Genomic DNA, 16,768 nt, shown 5'->3' with positions numbered 1-16,768 from the left:
AGGGGCGAACAATGAATGAAACCATACTAGATCAATTAGCTGAAATCGTCGGGAATCGTTTGTTAACAGATGTTGATGAACGTGTATCTTATGGTTATGATAGCTCTTTTGGCCAGTATATGCCGGATTATGTTGTACAAGTAATGGCAACGGAAGAAGTGCAGAAAATTGTCCAGCTGGCAAATACACACGAGATTCCGATTTATCCAAGAGGGGCGAGTACAAGCCTTTCGGGCGGTCCATTGCCGGTATATGGCGGAATTGTGATGGACTTTTCGCAGTGGGATCAACAACTGGACATTTTTCCAGATGATTTATTAATGAAAGTAAGTCCGGGAGTGAAAACAGGAGATATTCATCAATTGGCAGAAGAACATAACTTAATGTACGCTCCAGACCCTTCTTCTTCCATCATATGTACAATAGGCGGGAATTTAGCGGAAAATGCAGGAGGACCGCGCGGGGTGAAATATGGTGTTACCAAGGATCATGTGCTGGGTCTGGAAGTGGTGACAGCAGAGGGAGAAATCATTCATACTGGCGGGAATACAGTTAAAAATGTAACCGGTTATGATATGACCAAGTTGTTAATTGGTTCAGAGGGAACTCTCGGGATTATTACAGAAGCAACATTAAGATTGATTCCCAAGCCTGCAGATACGAAAACAGCGATGATTATATTTGATGATTTATATACAGCAGGGAAATCGATTTCAAAAATATTAACATCCGGTGTAAGACCGTCAAAAATGGAAATCCTTGATCAGAATGCGGTAAACAAGGTCGAGGATTATGCCGGACTTGATTTACCAAGAACGGCTGCAGCTATTCTGCTGGTAGAAGTGGATGGAGATGCGGATGTGTTGATGAAAGAATTACAGGTCATTCAGCAAGCGCTTTTGGAAATTGGCGTGGATAATGTGCAAATTGCGAGTACCAAAGAAGAGGAAGCAAAGCTCTGGCAAGTGCGAAAGCTGGTATCGCCTGCCATTGTTGAAAGCGGTTATACCAAAATATCCGAGGATGCAACGGTCCCATTGAGTAAAATTCCGGAAATGTTCCGGAAAATTGATGAAGTAAAGCAGAGGTATAATCTGAATATTGTCGTATTTGGTCATGCCGGCGATGGCAATTTGCATCCTACCATTAATACCAATATGCGAGATGCAGATGAGGTTTCTCGGGTCGAGGATGCCGTGGAAGAAATTTTTCATTATGCGATTGAATTAGGAGGTACGTTATCCGGAGAGCATGGAATCGGAACTATGAAAAAACCCTTTTTCCCCAAGGAAACAGGAGAGGCCGGTATGTTGTTCCAAAAAGCTATTAAACAAGCACTTGATCCGAAGAACATCTTGAATCCAGGAAAAATATTCCCGGAAGCGGGAGAGAAAAGGTTAGTGTTAAAAAATGACTGAACAATTAATCGACAAGCTGGATTATCAGGCAACCTTTGACTGTGTACAATGCGGATACTGTTTACCTGCATGTCCAACCTATCTTGCCTTCAAAAAAGAAAAACATTCCCCGAGAGGACGTATCAATTTAGTACAGATGGCGGCGGAAGGGAAGATCGATATCGAGGACATGCGGGAGGGGATTGATTTATGTTTGGGCTGCCGCGCATGTGAGACGGTTTGTCCGACCAATGTCCGGTATGGGGATATCCTGATGTCAGCAGTCGAAGTGTTAAAAGATAATAAAGAGATGAGTATGTTTGAAAAGGGTCTTAGAACAGCCGCATTTAAAGTAGTTCTTAAAAATAAACAGGTTCTGAGACTGGTAAATAAGGGGTTATATGCTTATCAAATTACTGGTGTGAAGCGTGTGATTAATCGGCATAATCTTTTGAAGCCAACGGAGAAATATCGTGATTTAAATAACGCACTGCCGGAAGTCCAGTTAAGCAAGAAGTTAAAGAACCCATCGAATCCGTTTAGAAAACCCACTATCAAGGTAGGTTTCTTTCAGGGGTGTATTATGGACGTTTTCTTTAGCAGGATAAATGATTTAGCAATCAACATCTTAAAAGAACATGACATGGAAGTAACGAATATACAGGCGCAAACATGCTGTGGCGCTCTGCAGCATCATGCCGGGGAGCATGATCAAACTGTAGAATTGGCCAAGAAAAACATTGAAGCATATGAAGCATATGAATTTGATTATATTGTTAATACAATCGGCGGTTGTGGAGCGACTTTGAAAGAATATCCTAAGCTGTTTCAAGAAGGGACGGAGTGGCATCAGCGAGCTGTGAATTTCACAGCAAAGGTCAGAGATATTTCAGAACTGATGGCAATGGTTGATTTGCAGTTTCAGTACGAGGTTCCGGCAAATGCTGTATTCCAGCCGTCCTGCCATTTAGAAAATGTCCAGCAGGTATTTGAGGATCCACTAAAGATTATTAAAAGCATCCCTGGATTGAATTATATGGAACTAAAAGATAAATCACTCTGCTGTGGATCAGCGGGGATTTATAATATCCTTCATTTCGAGGAATCAATGCAAATTTTAGATATGAAAATGAAAAATGTTCAAACAGCAAAACCGGACTTAATTATTACTTCCAACCCTGGCTGTCATATGCAAATGCAGTTAGGTGTAGAAAGAGAAGGATTATCGGAGGAGATTTCTGTAAAGCACATTGTGGAAGTTGTTGCAGAAGCCTGTGGTATAGAAACAACTTGACGAGAACAGGAGGAAGTCATCGTGAAAGTAGATATACTTATTGTCGGAGCGGGGATCATTGGATTGAGCACAGCATACCAGCTGTCAAAAATGCATGCTGATAAAAAGATTATTGTTGTCGATAAAGAGCCAGAGACAGCGAAACACCAGACTGGACATAACAGCGGTGTGATTCATTCAGGTATTTATTATAAGCCAGGTTCTTATAAAGCGAGGTTTGCCCGAAACGGCTCGAAGTCCATGGTAGCATTCTGCAATAAACACCATATAGCGTATAATCAATGCGGAAAGGTCATTGTAGCGACAGATGAGTCTCAGCTAGTGAATATGAATAAGTTGTATGAACGTGGTATAGAAAATGGGCTGGATGTTCAGCTTCTAAATAAGGATGAAGTGACAGAAATCGAACCATTCGTGAATACAGTTGGCGGCATTTATGTTAAGAATACAGGGATTGTTAATTTTAAAAAAGTGACTGAAAAATATGCGGAGCTATTCAAAGAAAATGGCGGAATGCTGCGACTAAATAAAGAAGTAAACGATATACAAGTTGAAAGTGATAAATTAACTGTAGTGACAAATGAAGAAACATATGAAGCGGAGTATCTTATTAACTGTGCCGGGCTGTATAGTGATGAACTGGCGCGTATGGCAGGTGTGAGGACAGATGTTCGAATTATCCCGTTCCGCGGAGAGTATTTTGAATTGGATGAGAAGGTGGAACATTATGTAAAGACGCTTATTTATCCGGTACCGAATCCAGATTTACCGTTTTTAGGAGTGCATTTTACAAATATGATCGGCGGTGGGGTAGATGTTGGACCGAATGCCGTGCTCGGATTTAAGAAAGAAGCTTACCGGAAAATTGGCTTTGATTTGAAAGAAACATCTCAAATTATGACTTTCCCGGGACTGTATCGAATGGGTTTGAAAAATATCAAAGAAGCTGTAGGGGAATATTATCGGTCATTCAGTAAAAAAGCGTTTGTCAAAGAAGCACAAAAATTAATCCCTTCCTTAAATACAGCAGACATCAAACCAATGGAAGCAGGGGTACGTGCACAAGCAATGAAACCGGATGGAACGATGCTGGATGATTTTTATTTTGAAGAAAATGCGTCCAGCCTCCATGTATTAAATGCTCCATCTCCAGCTGCGACATGTTCCATTGAAATTGGCAAGGAAATCGCCGAGCGTTTTCACCAAAAGATGCAAGCAGCCATATAAACGTTTATACTGATGCCTTACATTTTCGAATGAAAGAAAAAACTTGAAAGGCTGTCTCTTGTTCAATAAGGAGACAGCTCATTATTTTGTATAAATAATCCATCTCACGTCCTTTTAGAATTTCTCAAAACCCGGAGTGAACAATCGTATTTTTTACCTCCCGAGTTATGGTTTCTCCCGATATAAAAACGCGGTTTTATTATTTTAGGCGTGTACGGGACCAGGAAATAGCTACCATCACAATAAGAACAATGACAGAACTGCCAAAAACAGCCAGGCTTATATAACCTACCAGGGATTCTTGCCTTCCCTCAAAGAAATAACTGATAAATATAGCAATAAGGCTGAGCGTGCTGACAACCATTGGCGGGACAATTCGCTTCTCTTTCACAAATATGCTTATTAAAAATAGAATAACAGCCACGCCAACCATAATTGGTAAGTATCCTGTTAGAAATCCCATTTTATCACTCCAGTAACGAATTAAAATTTAGGTTTCTTTGTATAAGATTCCCGGTCGTCCATGTAATTAATCTGACACTTTTTTCCTAATTTTGCCTTCTTTGAAACGTATCCTAAAAGGGAGAGTCTTTTTCAGGATACAGGTTTATCCGTCGATTTTGGAAGGTAACCCTCAAGGAAGAAGGTGAGATTAGAATCCAAGAGAAATTCCTGAAAAATAGGTTTTTGTATCAAACCGACCTGGAAGCGAGCACATAGTCTATAGAGAAAGATTAAAGAAATGGAAAGGAGGTCCTTTACGGTGAGAAGAGGTAGTAAACATCATCAAGGACAATTTAATCAAGGCTGGGGAAATCAACAGGTACAAGGAGCTTCTATGGATGGCAATGGCAATCATATGTCTCAGCAACAAATGCAGCAACAACAAATGCCGCAGCAACAAATGCAGCCGGAATTCTGTGCCCCACAAGTATCACCTACACAACAAGGTCCGACTCAAATGTCTCCAACGAAGCAATACGTAAAAACAAACGTTTCAAATACAGAAATGAAGCATATCCATCCTAGTCATACTACTAATGTTAATAAGCATATGACAACACACAAACACTATTTTCCACACACAGAATCGGTTGTAAATGATATTCAGGAACAACATGTTATGTGCGGGAAGCCGCATCACCCTTGTCCTCCGCAAGGCCCTTGTGGTTGTTAAAAGGTGATAATATGTGATTAAAAGTCATTCATCTGCTATTGGATATCCAGTGGCGGGTGAGTGATTTTTTTATGTGTTTGTTATATCTTAATTTCATGTGAGTTGTCATATTATTAAGAAAAAATAGCGTGTGACTTGGTTTATGTATGGGAAATCCGTTATAATAAATAAAGGTTTATTTTCAAATTTGCCACAGAGAGGATCGAGTATATATGAAGCAAGAGATTGGCGTTATCGGTTTAGCCGTAATGGGGAAGAATATCGCATTAAATATAGAAAGCCGAGGCTTTGCGGTATCTGTTTTTAACCGTACTTATAAAAAGACAGAAGAATTCATGGAAAATGAAGCCAAAGGAAAAAATTTCTATGGTGCGGAAACGATTGAGGAATTTGTTAATTCTCTGGAGAAACCGCGCAGAATCATGCTGATGGTACAAGCTGGCCCTGCAACAGATGCAACAATTGCGTCATTACAGCCATACTTAGAGGACGGCGATGTTTTGATTGATGGAGGAAATACGCTCTATGAAGATACAATGCGCCGAAATGCAGAATTAGATAAGACAGGCATTCATTTCATCGGAACTGGCGTATCCGGCGGGGAAGAAGGAGCGTTAAAAGGACCTTCCATGATGCCGGGCGGACAAAAAGAAGCTTATGATCTGGTTGCACCAATTTTTGAAGCTATTTCTGCCAAAGTAGATGGGGATCCATGTGTGACATACATTGGACCAAATGGAGCAGGACATTTTGTGAAAATGGTTCATAACGGTATTGAATATGGAGATATGCAGTTAATTGCAGAAGCGTACGATTTAATGAAAAACGTAGCCGGGTTAGATGCCGAGGAACTTCATGAGGTATTTAAAGAATGGAATAAAGGCGAGCTTGACAGCTTCCTAGTTGAAATCACAGCGGATATTTTCACAAAAACGGATGAAGAAACCGGCAAGCCGCTAGTCGAAGTGATTCTTGATAAAGCCGGCCAAAAAGGAACCGGAAAATGGACAAGTAAGAATGCACTGGACTTAGGTGTTCCGCTTCCATTAATCACCGAGTCTGTATTTGCACGCTTTATTTCTTCTTTAAAAGATGAGCGCGTAAAAGCAAATAAGGTATTTTCCGGACCAGCTAAAACAGAAATATCCGAAAGCAAGGAAGATTTGGTTGAAGCGATCCGTCAAGCACTTTATATGAGTAAAATTGTTTCTTACGCACAAGGTTTTGCACAAATGCGTGCAGCATCAGAAGAAAATGGATGGGACCTGAAATATGGAGATATCGCCATGATCTGGCGCGGCGGCTGCATTATCCGTGCAAACTTCCTGCAAAAAATAAAAGATGCTTACGACCGGGAACCAGATTTGCCAAATCTTATGCTGGACCCTTATTTCAAAGAGATTGTAGAAGGATATCAAGCATCCCTTCGTAAGGTTGTCTCTTTAGCTGTCCAACATGGTGTTGCTGTGCCGACATTTGCTAGTGCGATTTCTTATTATGACAGCTATCGTGCAGAGAATTTGCCAGCTAACTTAATTCAGGCACAACGTGATTATTTTGGGGCACATACGTATCAGCGTAAAGATAAAGACGGCGTTTTCCATTCGCAATGGTTTTAATTGCCATGTGATGAAATAAATATAAGTGCAAAAAATCTCAGGGTCTGAACGCATGATTCTGGGATTTTTTGAACGTCACAATAAGCAGGGGTATCAATGATTTCTTGCTCGCAATAAGGAGGACAATAATGATTAAACAAATCCCAGTCACAAACGATGAAATTTATGAGCTATCTGCTTTTGCTTTTCAATTTAAGCCTACACCCGAAGAGATAGAGAAGAAGAAAAAAGAGAAGGAAAAACAAAGTGAAATAGTCTGGGGCTGGATGGAAGGAGAAGACCTGGCAGCAAAGGTCCATCTGCTTCCGTTAGAAATGCGGATCCATGGAAAAGTGGTTAAAACAGGGGGCATCACCAATGTTGCCACATGGCCTGAACATCGCAGAAAAGGCGCTGTTCGGGAGTTGCTGACTCATGCCATTTCTGAAATGAAAAAGCAAGGTTATCTTATTTCCTATCTGGCACCATTCAGTGTTCCGTTTTATCGGAAATTTGGATGGGAAATGACCATCAATGAAATGAAATTTACCATCCCGATGGAGTATGTTCCTAAGTTCAAGGAAGCGGCAGGCTGTGTGCGCCGTATGAAACAAGGCGATGAAGCAAAGGTAAAGGAAGTGTATCAAGCTTATACGGAACAGTATACAGGTATGCTGGTACGTGACGAACATTGGTGGGAATATAAAGTTTTTGAGAAAGAAGGATTTACTACAGCGATCAGCTATGATCCAGAAGGACACGCAGATGGATATATGCGGTATAAAGTGAAAGAGAATAAGATGGACATTGATGAATGGATTACGGTTACTCCGAATAGCAAAAAGCGGTTGCTTCAATTTATTGCAAATCATGATTCCATGGCAAAGGAAGTGCATATGACGCTACCGGATGATGATGTTCTCCCGCTGTTTATGGACGAACCAAGAGCAAAGCAGGAACAAAAGCCGTATTTCATGACAAGGATTGTAGATGTGGAAGCTTTTTTAGGAGTTTATCCATTCCGGGCATCTGCAGATAAAGAAGAAACGTATACGATTAAAGTAGAAGACGCTGCTTTTGAAGAGAACAGCGGGCTATACCGTCTTCATCTTCGAAAGGAATCTCATCATGTAGAAAAAATAGAAGACGCCAGCACGCAAGAAATAACAGCATCATTGACTGTCCAACAATTAGCGATGATTTTATTAGGGAAACATACATTGGAACAGCTTTATGAACAAGGGTTGCTTGTTGGCCACTTCGAACGTATAAAACATCTGGATGCTTTTCTTCCTAAAAAACGGCATCCATATTTAGCAGATTTTTTCTAAATCAGATAAAGAAGAAGCCAAAGGCCGGCCTTTGGCTTCTAACATTACTCTTCACTGGTACTGGCTGTTTCTTTTTCAGCCTTTGCAGAATCATCTATTTTTTTCTGGTGATACATACTGTTTAACAGTGCTCCTACGAGAAGGATAATGCCTGTTAAGAAGAACCAGATCATCAGAACGATAATGCCTCCTAGACTTCCATACGTAGCGGAATAATTTCCGAAGTTAGATACATAAATGGAAAAAGCAAAAGAGCTCACTAACCATAATATGCTGGCAGTCAAGGTACCAGGTAAAATATGTCGGAATGGTAACCGTTTATTTGGTGCAAAACGATACAGACCGAGTAGAATAAGCGTTACAATCAAGATTACCATAACTACTCGTGATATTTGCAAGATAATTCCTGTACCTGCACTGATACCTATAAAGGAAGTCAAGAAATGGATAATCATATCGCCAAAAACCAGAAGGATAATAGACGAAATAGCTGCTAAAAGCAATCCGATTGTCAGCAGGATGGCTACTCCCCGTGCTTTAAGAAAAGACCTTGTTTCCTCCACTTCAAATGCTTGGTTGGAAACCTTAATAAAAGCATTAATACCATTTGACGCTGACCAGATTGTTCCTAAAATCCCTACGGTTAACAATCCGCCGCGGGTTGTATCAACCAAACTGATAATATTTTCTTCAAAAGTTGATGCGAGTTCTTCCGGCATGATGGAACCGATAAAGCTGACAGCATCATCGGGACTTATATTAAAGTAAGGAATAATTGCAAAACCGACAATCAGAAGCGGGAATACGGCTAATAGAAAATAATAAGCCAGTGCAGCTGCAAGTAATGTTGTATTATTTTCTGAAAAACGTTTCATGAAATCTTTACCGAATTGTTTAATAAGCCTAGGCACCTCCAATGGAAATTTTAATACCTTTCTATTCTAGAGGTATTCCTTAAAAAATGGAATAAATATATCTATAACGTTTTGGAAAAGATAAGGTATATGGATTCTATACCCGAAAAGATAAGAATATAATCTTGGCAAATGGAAATTTATAAGATTTCCTCTAGATGATGAAGAAAACAACAGATGCTTTCGATATTCCCTTTAACGAATGTCAAGTTTTCTGATATTATAGGAGAAGACGTTTTATTTATTTTTGAAGGTGGTATAATATTGTCTATAGAGGCTGTTCAAAAAGTCCGGTTCAAAATGGAAAAAGAAGCGTTCACCACTGAAAGCTTCAGCAAATCCATTTTATTCTTTTGAACACGCAATGAAAAAGGAGGGATTTTTACATATGCCTATTATTTCCGTAGGGATTTTACTTGTTGCTATTGCGTTCGCTATCGTATGTTGTTATATAGCCTTTACGTTAAACCGGCTTACCGGCAATATTCGTTCACTCGGCAGGTCCGTTGTAAAAATGGAAGAGGAAATGAATCATATTACGCCAGAAATTTCGACATCGTTACAAGAGGTAAATCATTTAATAGATGATACACATGAAAAGCTGCAGGCAACAGACAGTGTTTTTGGCTCTTTAGAAGATATGGGCACCTCTGTTCAGAGTCTGAATGAAGCTTATAAAGTGAAGCGGCAAGCATTGGATGATGCGAATTTAGAGGAAAAATTAAATAAGACAATGAAAGGCATCACTTGGAGCGAAGCAGCGATACAAATTTATAAAATTTACCTGGCAGGCAAAACAAATAAAGGCAACCAGAAGAAGGAGGAAGTAAAATGACATTAATCGGAGTCGGCGTCATCATCATTGGAGTCGCATGTATTATTTTAGCTATTTTTATTGGTCATTTATTAAATAACTTAGCAAGTGTATTAAGCGGCGTTGACAAGACAGTACAGCAATTGCCGGAACAAATGGATGGCATTTTAAAAGAAACAACGAGTATTATGAATGAAAGTAATCAGGCATTAGCGGATATAAATAATAAAATGGAACAATTAAGTCCGCTCTTTTATATTGTTGGAGATGTAGGAAATGCAACAAGAAAACTGTCTTCTTCTCTAGTGGATGCTACAGATTCTGTAAAAACAAAAACAGAAGCAGGGCAGGAATTGTCCGGTAAAAATAATTTAGGCGGTGTATACGGCGGCGTTGCGCTTGGTTATTACTGGTTAAAGAAAAAGCGGGACTTGAAGCGGGAAAAGAAGGCATATACTCATGAACAATAAAGTATATAAAGCAGGAGTTGTGGTCAGTTCCGCTGTTGGCGCCGCATTAGGATGGGCAGCCGCTTCTTATCTGGACAAGAAACGAAACTTGGAAGAGAATCCGCCATTGCTGGCCCGGATGCGGGATTTTGAACAACGTCTTTATCATGACGGATTTCAAAAATCGACAGAGCTACGGGAGATACGGCAGGAAGTTGAAAATAGAATTGCTGAAGAAAAGTAAAAAATCCGCTTGGAAATCAAACGATATTCCAAGCGGATTTTTAATGGTTTATTTCTTGTTCATCTGTGCAAGGAAATAACCAATTGTTGCCAGACCGTAGATGCCTTGCAGGTTTTTATTAGCGATTGTCATACTTGCTTCTTCGGTCGTCTCCTGTAATTGATTTGCGGTTTTAAGTACAGATGATGACATGTTGTGAGTAGCCCGTCCTGCATCACCAATCAAATAGAATATAGGAGATAATTCTTTAATTTGTTGATTCACTTGCTGCAATGTTTCATTCCCTGTTTTAAGAACATCTGTTATTTGCGAAGTGATCCCTTCCATTTGTTCTGGCAATTGATCTGTTGTTTTTTTGGCGCTTGCGATCAGTTTGCCTGCTCCTCCTAATTTTAGAAAAAGAAAAGCTGCTACCCCAAGTAAACCAATGCCAATCAGAACAGCTCCAATACCTAATACAATTAATATCCAATCTGCCATAATAATACCTCCGAATCATTATTCCTATAAATACAATATCACATGTGGAACAGTTTCAAACATTTATTTTTATTTTAGCATACTACAAAAGATAAGTCATAAACCGTGAGTTTCTCCCATAAATTTTTAATAAAGGCTTTTGTTGTTTATATCTTTTAAAGATTGTACATGCTGTTAGAAATAGCTGTGCGGCAAAACCAAACCTCATAAAAAATATGCCCTTAAATAATATGGGAACGAAAGGAACGAAGCCATATGTCAAAAAAGAAGAAGCTGTCCTTTTGGTTTCTTGGTTTATTCATACTTATTTTCTTATTACAGTATCCCACGAAGGAAGCAATTAATTCTTCCAATTCTACTTGGTCGCTGCCGCTAAATGGAAAAGTGATTGTTATTGACCCTGGGCATGGAGGTCCGGATGGTGGTGCAGTCGGTTCAGACGGTACAGAAGAAAAAGATATTGCGCTGGCTGTATCCAAAAGTATTCAAACCTATCTGATGCAGCATGGGGCAATTGTTCATTTAACTCGTGAGGAGGATGTGGATTTAGCATCAGAAGGGACAAGCGGTCTGGCTAATCGTAAATCCGAGGATATACGGAATCGTTTAGCATTTATTCAGGAGAAAGAGGCGGATTTTTTTATTTCTATCCATTTGAATGCATTACCTGATTCGCAGTGGCATGGCGCTCAGACATTTTATTATCCAAAGTTTGAAGAGGGAGAGCATCTGGCGACGATGATTCAGGAAGAAATCACCAGAAATTTAGAAAATACCGATAGGCAGCCTCTTGCTATCGATCAAATGTATTTGTTAAAGCATGCAGAGGCGCCGGGCGCATTGGTGGAGATTGGCTTCTTATCGAATGAACGGGAACGGGAGCTGTTGAAGGACGACACATATCAAAGACAAATGGCTGCTAGTATTTATGAAGGTATTTTACGATATGTTACAGAAGAGCCTCAAGGCAATGAGGAAGAGTAAGGAACGAAAAAATCATATTGGTTTTCTAATCTTTGTGCGTAAAAGGGTTTGGCTGCTGCCAAGCCTTTTCGTGTTTGAAGGGATGATTTCGAAGCATAAACAAACCAACTGAATGAAGTTTCGTTTTTCCACAGCATGAGTGTCCGTAATTTTCCCGAAGCTTATATAAGGGTTATGGTAAAGAGATTGGGAAAAAACGGTCACTACATCTCCTGATTAACTTAGGCTAATTCAGTTGGTTATAAAGCAAACCAACTGAATGAAGTTTCGTTTTATGTTATACTAACCAGTGGACAGATTCATAAAGGATGGTGGAAATATGTTAACACAAGAAGAGGTTATAGAGTTACTTGGCTCTGTAAAAGATCCTTTTTTACATAGAACCTTGCAGGAATTGGATGCGATTTCTTCTGTTACGATTAAGGAAGACAAAAAACATGTCAGTGTGAAAGTTGGCATTTCCAAGACGAATACCGGCGAGCAGATGGAGTTGCAACAAGAGATTGTCGGGATTTTAAAACGTAATGGAGCTAATACAGTCGGGCTGCGTTTTGAACAGCTCCCGGAAGAAACGGTGCAGAAATATCAGGGAGAAGCGGAAAAAGCAAAAGAAGAGACATTAATAAGCGGCGCTTCCAATACACAGTTTATCGCTGTAGCCAGTGGAAAGGGCGGTGTCGGCAAGTCCACTGTAACTGTTAATTTAGCAGTTTCTTTGATGCGTTTAGGTAAGAAAGTAGGTATTCTCGATGCGGATATTTACGGTTTTAGTGTTCCTGATATGATGGGGGTAGAAGAAAGGCCTGTTGTTCGCGGAGAAAAGATTATTCCTGTAGAACGATTTGGTGTCAAAGTGGTCTCCATGGGATTCTTTGTAGAGGACAATTCGCCGATTATTTGGCGCGGGCCGATGCTCGGTAAAATGTTGAACAGTTTCTTTACAGAAGTAGAATGGGGAGAATTAGACTATCTATTGCTTGATTTACCACCTGGAACAGGCGATATTGCAATGGATGTGCATGAACTCCTGCCATCTTGTAAAGAAGTGATTGTGACCACACCTCACCCATCAGCGGCTTTCGTAGCAGCTCGTGCGGGCCAAATGGCTCTGAAAACAGAACATGAGATTCTTGGCGTCGTGGAGAACATGGCATTCTATGAGAGCAGAAAAACAGGTGAGAAGGAATATGTTTTCGGAAAAGGCGGCGGCCAAAAGCTGGCGGATGCTTTGAAAACAAAAGTTATCGGGCAATTGTCACTGCAGCAGCCATATGAGGAAGAAGAGGAATTTGCTCCGTCTGTTTATCAGGAGGATCACCCCAATGGAAAAGAGTATCATAAGCTTGCAGCAAAAATAGTTGCAAAATTAGAGGAATAGCATGGTAAAACAAATGGGTGTCTGTTTAGAAGAACAGCACCCTATTTGTTTACGTGCAAAATTTCCTTAATTGGAGGAATCTGCCCCGTCATTTTCATTGTTATCTTGAGATTCCTCGCTGCTTTCTCCATTATTGCCGGAGGAACTTTGTTTGGCAGCTTCTTTTAATGCTTTATCTATTTTTTCTTGAAATAACGGAGATTGGAGCGTTTCTTGAATGGTTTGTTCCAGATGCGCTCGATATGCCTGACTTGTCATGACAGAAAGCATCTGCTCCTCCATTTCCGGATTTTTCAATATTTCAATCATCTGCTCTTGAAATTGACTGTCATGCATCAGGTCTTTTATCAGTTTCTGCTGCTCTGTAGATATAGATTTTGCGTAAGTTTGTACGAATTCCGGGTCTTGGAACATTTTCTTCCAATTTTCTTTGCTTTTGTCGGATGATAAAGCGCTTGTTACAGCTTCTTTTACTTCATCTGATTCGATAACGATACTCTCCTGCAATTCGTTATCGTTTAGGATGTCCTTTATGGCAGCTTTGCCGTCCTCTGTTTGTAAAATATCAACAACCATTCTTTTTGTGGTTTCATACTCAGCTTCACGCGATTCTTCATTATTTCCGCAGGCAGAGATAAAACATAGGAATAGGAGTAAAAATATAATGGGCAAGTGACGTTTCATATATACGCTCCTTTCGTAAGCGGAATCAGAAAGTATTATGGTACAAAGAAAATTTTAGAGGATAAGAATATGATCTGTACCTTTAATATGTTTGATAATTTAACAAAATATACACAGGCAATGAAGAAAAATAAGATACTTCGTGATAAAATACGGATGGCGACTTCTTTAGGGGGTGAAGAATTGAACACGAGAATATTGGTTAATTTCTTTTGGAAAACATTCTGGCTTGGAGGGCTTGCCGGCTTGATTGCAAGTTTCTTTATACGACCGGAAGAATATCTTACATATATGTCTCCGTTTGATGTGATGGAGTTACTTGGGGTATTTGTTTTCTTTTTAGGTTTGGGTTTAACTTTTGCAGCAGTAAGTATGACAGGATTTTTTGCGTATTTATTTGTCAATCGGATGGGGTTGAATGTATTCAAAGGATACTGGACATTCGTACAAGTCGGCTTAATTATTTTTGTTTTATTTGATCTTATCTATTTTCCGTATCGTGCAGCAAATGGAGAAACAGCAATATATTGGTTTATACTGATTGCGGCTGCAATGCTTGTTATTGGATGGATTGTTGCAAAAATAAAAACAAAAGAAACAAACACGACAGCTTTTGTTCCAGCGCTTTTTTTTATGATCGTTTTTACAACAGCCGAATGGGTTCCCGGATTAATGGTAGATGGTACGGATTACGCTTGGTTAATGGTTGTTCCGCTATTAGCTTGTAACACGTATCAAATCTTGACACTGCATAAGTTGCCTTTTGTGGAGAAAAAACCAGACAGGGAAAAGAAAGTGCAGCAGAAATCAAATAAAGAGCAGAGGAAGAAAGCGTAACGAGATGAGAAAGAGCCTAACCTCACCATGGAAGTGCTCTATAAGTTGATGGAATTACCATTTAAGAATAAACAGTAAACAGGCAGCGTCTTTTGTATTAAAAAGGTGCTGCCTGTTGCATGTTTTTATGCTTTTTTATATTTAAAAGGGAGGCTCCATGGCGACTATAGAGAATTTTAGGATGACGGCAAACATCAATCGATAAGTTCGGTATCTGCCTTTGCCTGATTAACCATCTCTGATATCGTAATCAACCCATACCCTTTATTTTTTAATCCGGGAAGCACTGTCTCCAAAGCTTCGGCGGTCTGCTTGGCACTATCAGAAGCGTGCAGCAGAATAATATCCCCATTTTCTGTTTGTTCCATGACTTCATCAATGATAGATTCTACTCCAGGATTCTCCCAATCGTCTGGATTCACATTCCAATGAATAACTTGAAATTGCATGCTCTCCGCCAACTCAATAATTTCTTCGTTTAAATGCCCATGCGGCGTCCGTAAAAGTTGAACATCTTCATATCCCAATTTATCCATAACCTCTTGCGCTTTTATTAAATCTTTTCTTATTTGTTCTGGCTCCTGATCTAAATAACTCTTATAGCGATAACCGAGCAATCCGATTTCATGTGTTCCTTCAGAAATTGCTTCTAATAAATCTGGATGCCTCTCAGCCCATTCGCCGCTGACAAAAAAAGTAGCTTGTACATCTTCTGTTTCTAAAACATCCAGAATACTTTCTACCCTCTCTTCTCCCCAACTAATATTGAAGGTGAGAGCAACATCTTCTACATCTTCATTTCCTTTTGAGAGAGCGGCAGGTTCGTCTTTTGTAAACATTGCCATGATAGAAGGTGTTTGCGTTCCGATAAGAATCGCTACTGTTAAGATAATAGCAGCAGTTAATATTATTTTCTTCCGATTCAAACGAATTGTATAGAAGTGATTCAATTTTATTCCTCCCTTTTTCCATGTAGTGAAATGTATGACCGGTACTTGTAGAAGTGCGAAATAATTCGTTCTATATAAGTTGAAGTAAAGATTTTGCCTTCTGGCATTCGCTCTGGAAAAACATTGCCCTTTCCATGGGGCCGGCTTCAGCTAACTTGAAAAGCGGGTTTCTTTTCAAGTTAGCTGAAGCTCGTCCTGTTCCCACGACGGACAGGACGTCCTAGTGTCGGCCGTTGGTCACAGGACGTGACCGGTCTTAGCCGACTAGGACTCTCCGTGTTTTCTTCCGCTGATTACAGCTATAACAACATAATTATGAATGATTACGTTAGAAAAATTAAAAAGATAGATTTAATAATTCAACTTATATAGTTAATATATATGCTGTGTTTGGAGAGTTATGTACAAGCTTGTGTGATTTTATAAAAAATCATTATGTATAGAGAAAAGAATGGGTCAATGGCATAATTATGTATGAAATGTTTCCAAAATTTCTGGAATAATAGATAGTAGAAAAATAAACCTGTCTAAGATGTATAATTTGCAGGTAAAATGTTAAAATGTGTATAATAAAGATAGAAAAGAGTTCATAGACATTACCTGAACACAACATTTATGAGGGATATTTCTGCGTAAGAATAATGCCATTGTATATTTGGCGGATTATGTTCCTCTAAGTAGAGGATAAAAAAGTAATTTAATTAGTAATTTTTTTGTAAAAAAGTATTGCCCTTCTCTTTTTTCTATGGTATATTAATTTTTGTTGTCATAAAGAAACGAAATAAAGCGATTTTGCTTCGACAAAATACTTTAAAAAAAGTTGTTGACAACAAAAACGAAACATGATAAATTATATCTTGTCGCTAAAAACGACAGATTAAATAATTGCTCTTTGAAAACTGAACAAAACAACCAGTACGAAAGAAGAAAGACAACCTCGTTTTTCTTAAAAAAAGTCAGTAATGACTTCTGAAAGCTAAGAAACACAAACACTTTTATGGAGAGTTTGA

17 protein-coding genes are annotated in these 16,768 nt (G+C 39.3%); 12 read left to right on the top strand and 5 right to left on the bottom strand.

Annotated features, from left to right (window positions below; all coding sequences use genetic code 11):
- The first annotated feature begins 11 nt into the window (after positions 1-11).
- The 3 genes from ACFQ19_RS18075 to lhgO are packed head-to-tail and all read left to right on the top strand — an operon-like array spanning position 12 to position 3,918.
- Positions 12-1,418 carry an FAD-binding oxidoreductase gene (locus ACFQ19_RS18075; protein ID WP_379594084.1) on the top strand — a complete coding sequence of 469 codons (1,407 nt, stop codon included), beginning with the start codon at positions 12-14 and terminating at the stop codon, positions 1,416-1,418.
- Positions 1,411-2,691 (top strand): (Fe-S)-binding protein, encoded by a 1,281-nt coding sequence (locus ACFQ19_RS18070; protein WP_379594083.1) that lies wholly within the window; start codon positions 1,411-1,413, stop codon positions 2,689-2,691. The genes ACFQ19_RS18075 and ACFQ19_RS18070 overlap by 8 nt, the downstream gene beginning before the upstream one ends.
- Before the next feature lie 21 nt (positions 2,692-2,712).
- On the top strand, positions 2,713-3,918 hold the full coding sequence (gene lhgO / locus ACFQ19_RS18065; RefSeq protein ID WP_379594082.1) for an L-2-hydroxyglutarate oxidase: 1,206 nt from the start codon (positions 2,713-2,715) through the stop codon (positions 3,916-3,918).
- Positions 3,919-4,117: 199 nt separating this feature from the next.
- On the opposite strand, the gene ACFQ19_RS18060 is transcribed toward lhgO, so the two are convergent.
- On the bottom strand, positions 4,118-4,381 hold the full coding sequence (locus ACFQ19_RS18060; protein ID WP_379594081.1) for a hypothetical protein: 264 nt from the start codon (positions 4,379-4,381) through the stop codon (positions 4,118-4,120).
- 300 nt (positions 4,382-4,681) lie between these two features.
- Here ACFQ19_RS18060 and ACFQ19_RS18055 point away from each other — a divergent pair, with 300 nt between their 5' ends.
- From ACFQ19_RS18055 to ACFQ19_RS18045, 3 genes are all read left to right on the top strand, one after another.
- On the top strand, positions 4,682-5,095 hold the full coding sequence (locus ACFQ19_RS18055) for a CotD family spore coat protein (protein ID WP_379594080.1): 414 nt from the start codon (positions 4,682-4,684) through the stop codon (positions 5,093-5,095).
- A gap of 212 nt (positions 5,096-5,307) precedes the next feature.
- Positions 5,308-6,714: an NADP-dependent phosphogluconate dehydrogenase gene (gndA, locus tag ACFQ19_RS18050; RefSeq protein WP_379594079.1), complete on the top strand. Its 1,407-nt coding sequence runs from the start codon at positions 5,308-5,310 to the stop codon at positions 6,712-6,714.
- Between the two features lie 128 nt (positions 6,715-6,842).
- Positions 6,843-8,024, top strand: coding sequence for a GNAT family N-acetyltransferase (locus ACFQ19_RS18045; RefSeq protein WP_379594078.1), 1,182 nt, complete (start codon positions 6,843-6,845; stop codon positions 8,022-8,024).
- A 44-nt stretch (positions 8,025-8,068) separates the two neighbouring features.
- Here ACFQ19_RS18045 and ACFQ19_RS18040 read toward each other — a convergent pair whose 3' ends face one another.
- The gene (locus ACFQ19_RS18040; RefSeq protein ID WP_379594111.1) at positions 8,069-8,935 is read right to left on the bottom strand and encodes a YihY/virulence factor BrkB family protein; all 867 of its coding nucleotides are present in this window, start codon (positions 8,933-8,935) and stop codon (positions 8,069-8,071) included.
- Between the two features lie 391 nt (positions 8,936-9,326).
- Here ACFQ19_RS18040 and ACFQ19_RS18035 point away from each other — a divergent pair, with 391 nt between their 5' ends.
- Genes ACFQ19_RS18035 through ACFQ19_RS18025 form a run of 3 tightly spaced genes read left to right on the top strand, consistent with a single transcriptional unit; the run spans position 9,327 to position 10,445 of the window.
- Positions 9,327-9,773 (top strand): DUF948 domain-containing protein, encoded by a 447-nt coding sequence (locus ACFQ19_RS18035; RefSeq protein WP_379594077.1) that lies wholly within the window; start codon positions 9,327-9,329, stop codon positions 9,771-9,773.
- The gene (locus ACFQ19_RS18030; protein WP_379594076.1) at positions 9,770-10,222 is read left to right on the top strand and encodes a DUF948 domain-containing protein; all 453 of its coding nucleotides are present in this window, start codon (positions 9,770-9,772) and stop codon (positions 10,220-10,222) included. Before ACFQ19_RS18035 ends, ACFQ19_RS18030 begins: the two co-directional genes overlap by 4 nt.
- Positions 10,212-10,445, top strand: coding sequence for a hypothetical protein (locus ACFQ19_RS18025; protein ID WP_379594075.1), 234 nt, complete (start codon positions 10,212-10,214; stop codon positions 10,443-10,445). Before ACFQ19_RS18030 ends, ACFQ19_RS18025 begins: the two co-directional genes overlap by 11 nt.
- Positions 10,446-10,493: 48 nt before the next feature.
- Here the strand turns inward: ACFQ19_RS18025 and ACFQ19_RS18020 are convergent, their stop codons facing one another.
- The gene (locus ACFQ19_RS18020) at positions 10,494-10,925 is read right to left on the bottom strand and encodes a DUF948 domain-containing protein (protein WP_379594074.1); all 432 of its coding nucleotides are present in this window, start codon (positions 10,923-10,925) and stop codon (positions 10,494-10,496) included.
- A 255-nt stretch (positions 10,926-11,180) separates the two neighbouring features.
- Between ACFQ19_RS18020 and cwlD the strand changes: the two genes are divergently transcribed.
- Complete coding sequence (cwlD, locus tag ACFQ19_RS18015; RefSeq protein ID WP_379594073.1) at positions 11,181-11,909, top strand: N-acetylmuramoyl-L-alanine amidase CwlD; 729 nt, start codon at positions 11,181-11,183, stop codon at positions 11,907-11,909.
- Positions 11,910-12,228: 319 nt separating this feature from the next.
- Positions 12,229-13,287: an Mrp/NBP35 family ATP-binding protein gene (locus tag ACFQ19_RS18010; RefSeq protein WP_379594072.1), complete on the top strand. Its 1,059-nt coding sequence runs from the start codon at positions 12,229-12,231 to the stop codon at positions 13,285-13,287.
- Between the two features lie 66 nt (positions 13,288-13,353).
- Here ACFQ19_RS18010 and gerD read toward each other — a convergent pair whose 3' ends face one another.
- On the bottom strand, positions 13,354-13,971 hold the full coding sequence (gene gerD, locus ACFQ19_RS18005) for a spore germination lipoprotein GerD (RefSeq protein WP_379594071.1): 618 nt from the start codon (positions 13,969-13,971) through the stop codon (positions 13,354-13,356).
- 69 nt (positions 13,972-14,040) lie between these two features.
- Here gerD and ACFQ19_RS18000 point away from each other — a divergent pair, with 69 nt between their 5' ends.
- Positions 14,041-14,808, top strand: a complete 768-nt coding sequence (locus ACFQ19_RS18000; protein WP_379594070.1) for a KinB-signaling pathway activation protein — start codon at positions 14,041-14,043, stop codon at positions 14,806-14,808.
- 194 nt (positions 14,809-15,002) lie between these two features.
- On the opposite strand, the gene pdaB is transcribed toward ACFQ19_RS18000, so the two are convergent.
- Positions 15,003-15,758, bottom strand: a complete 756-nt coding sequence (pdaB, locus tag ACFQ19_RS17995) for a polysaccharide deacetylase family sporulation protein PdaB (protein ID WP_379594069.1) — start codon at positions 15,756-15,758, stop codon at positions 15,003-15,005.
- Between the last annotated feature and the right edge of the window lie 1,010 nt (positions 15,759-16,768).

Source organism: Oceanobacillus locisalsi (assembly GCF_042675985.1).
In the GTDB taxonomy this organism is placed as follows: Bacteria; Bacillota; Bacilli; order Bacillales; family Amphibacillaceae; genus Oceanobacillus; species Oceanobacillus locisalsi.
Note: the sequence above shows the minus strand (reverse complement) of the source record. Positions and strands in the feature narration are given on the sequence as shown.

Bases quoted from the DNA above. Each gene is read 5' to 3' on its own strand.
- ACFQ19_RS18075 (WP_379594084.1), top strand. From the start codon at position 12: ATGAATGAAACCATACTAGATCAATTAGCTGAAATCGTCGGGAATCGT.
- ACFQ19_RS18070 (WP_379594083.1), top strand. From the start codon at position 1,411: ATGACTGAACAATTAATCGACAAGCTGGATTATCAGGCAACCTTTGAC.
- ACFQ19_RS18060 (WP_379594081.1), bottom strand. From the start codon at position 4,381: ATGGGATTTCTAACAGGATACTTACCAATTATGGTTGGCGTGGCTGTT.
- gndA (WP_379594079.1), top strand. From the start codon at position 5,308: ATGAAGCAAGAGATTGGCGTTATCGGTTTAGCCGTAATGGGGAAGAAT.
- ACFQ19_RS18045 (WP_379594078.1), top strand. From the start codon at position 6,843: ATGATTAAACAAATCCCAGTCACAAACGATGAAATTTATGAGCTATCT.
- ACFQ19_RS18035 (WP_379594077.1), top strand. From the start codon at position 9,327: ATGCCTATTATTTCCGTAGGGATTTTACTTGTTGCTATTGCGTTCGCT.
- ACFQ19_RS18030 (WP_379594076.1), top strand. From the start codon at position 9,770: ATGACATTAATCGGAGTCGGCGTCATCATCATTGGAGTCGCATGTATT.
- ACFQ19_RS18025 (WP_379594075.1), top strand. From the start codon at position 10,212: ATGAACAATAAAGTATATAAAGCAGGAGTTGTGGTCAGTTCCGCTGTT.
- ACFQ19_RS18020 (WP_379594074.1), bottom strand. From the start codon at position 10,925: ATGGCAGATTGGATATTAATTGTATTAGGTATTGGAGCTGTTCTGATT.
- cwlD (WP_379594073.1), top strand. From the start codon at position 11,181: ATGTCAAAAAAGAAGAAGCTGTCCTTTTGGTTTCTTGGTTTATTCATA.
- ACFQ19_RS18010 (WP_379594072.1), top strand. From the start codon at position 12,229: ATGTTAACACAAGAAGAGGTTATAGAGTTACTTGGCTCTGTAAAAGAT.
- gerD (WP_379594071.1), bottom strand. From the start codon at position 13,971: ATGAAACGTCACTTGCCCATTATATTTTTACTCCTATTCCTATGTTTT.
- ACFQ19_RS18000 (WP_379594070.1), top strand. From the start codon at position 14,041: ATGATCTGTACCTTTAATATGTTTGATAATTTAACAAAATATACACAG.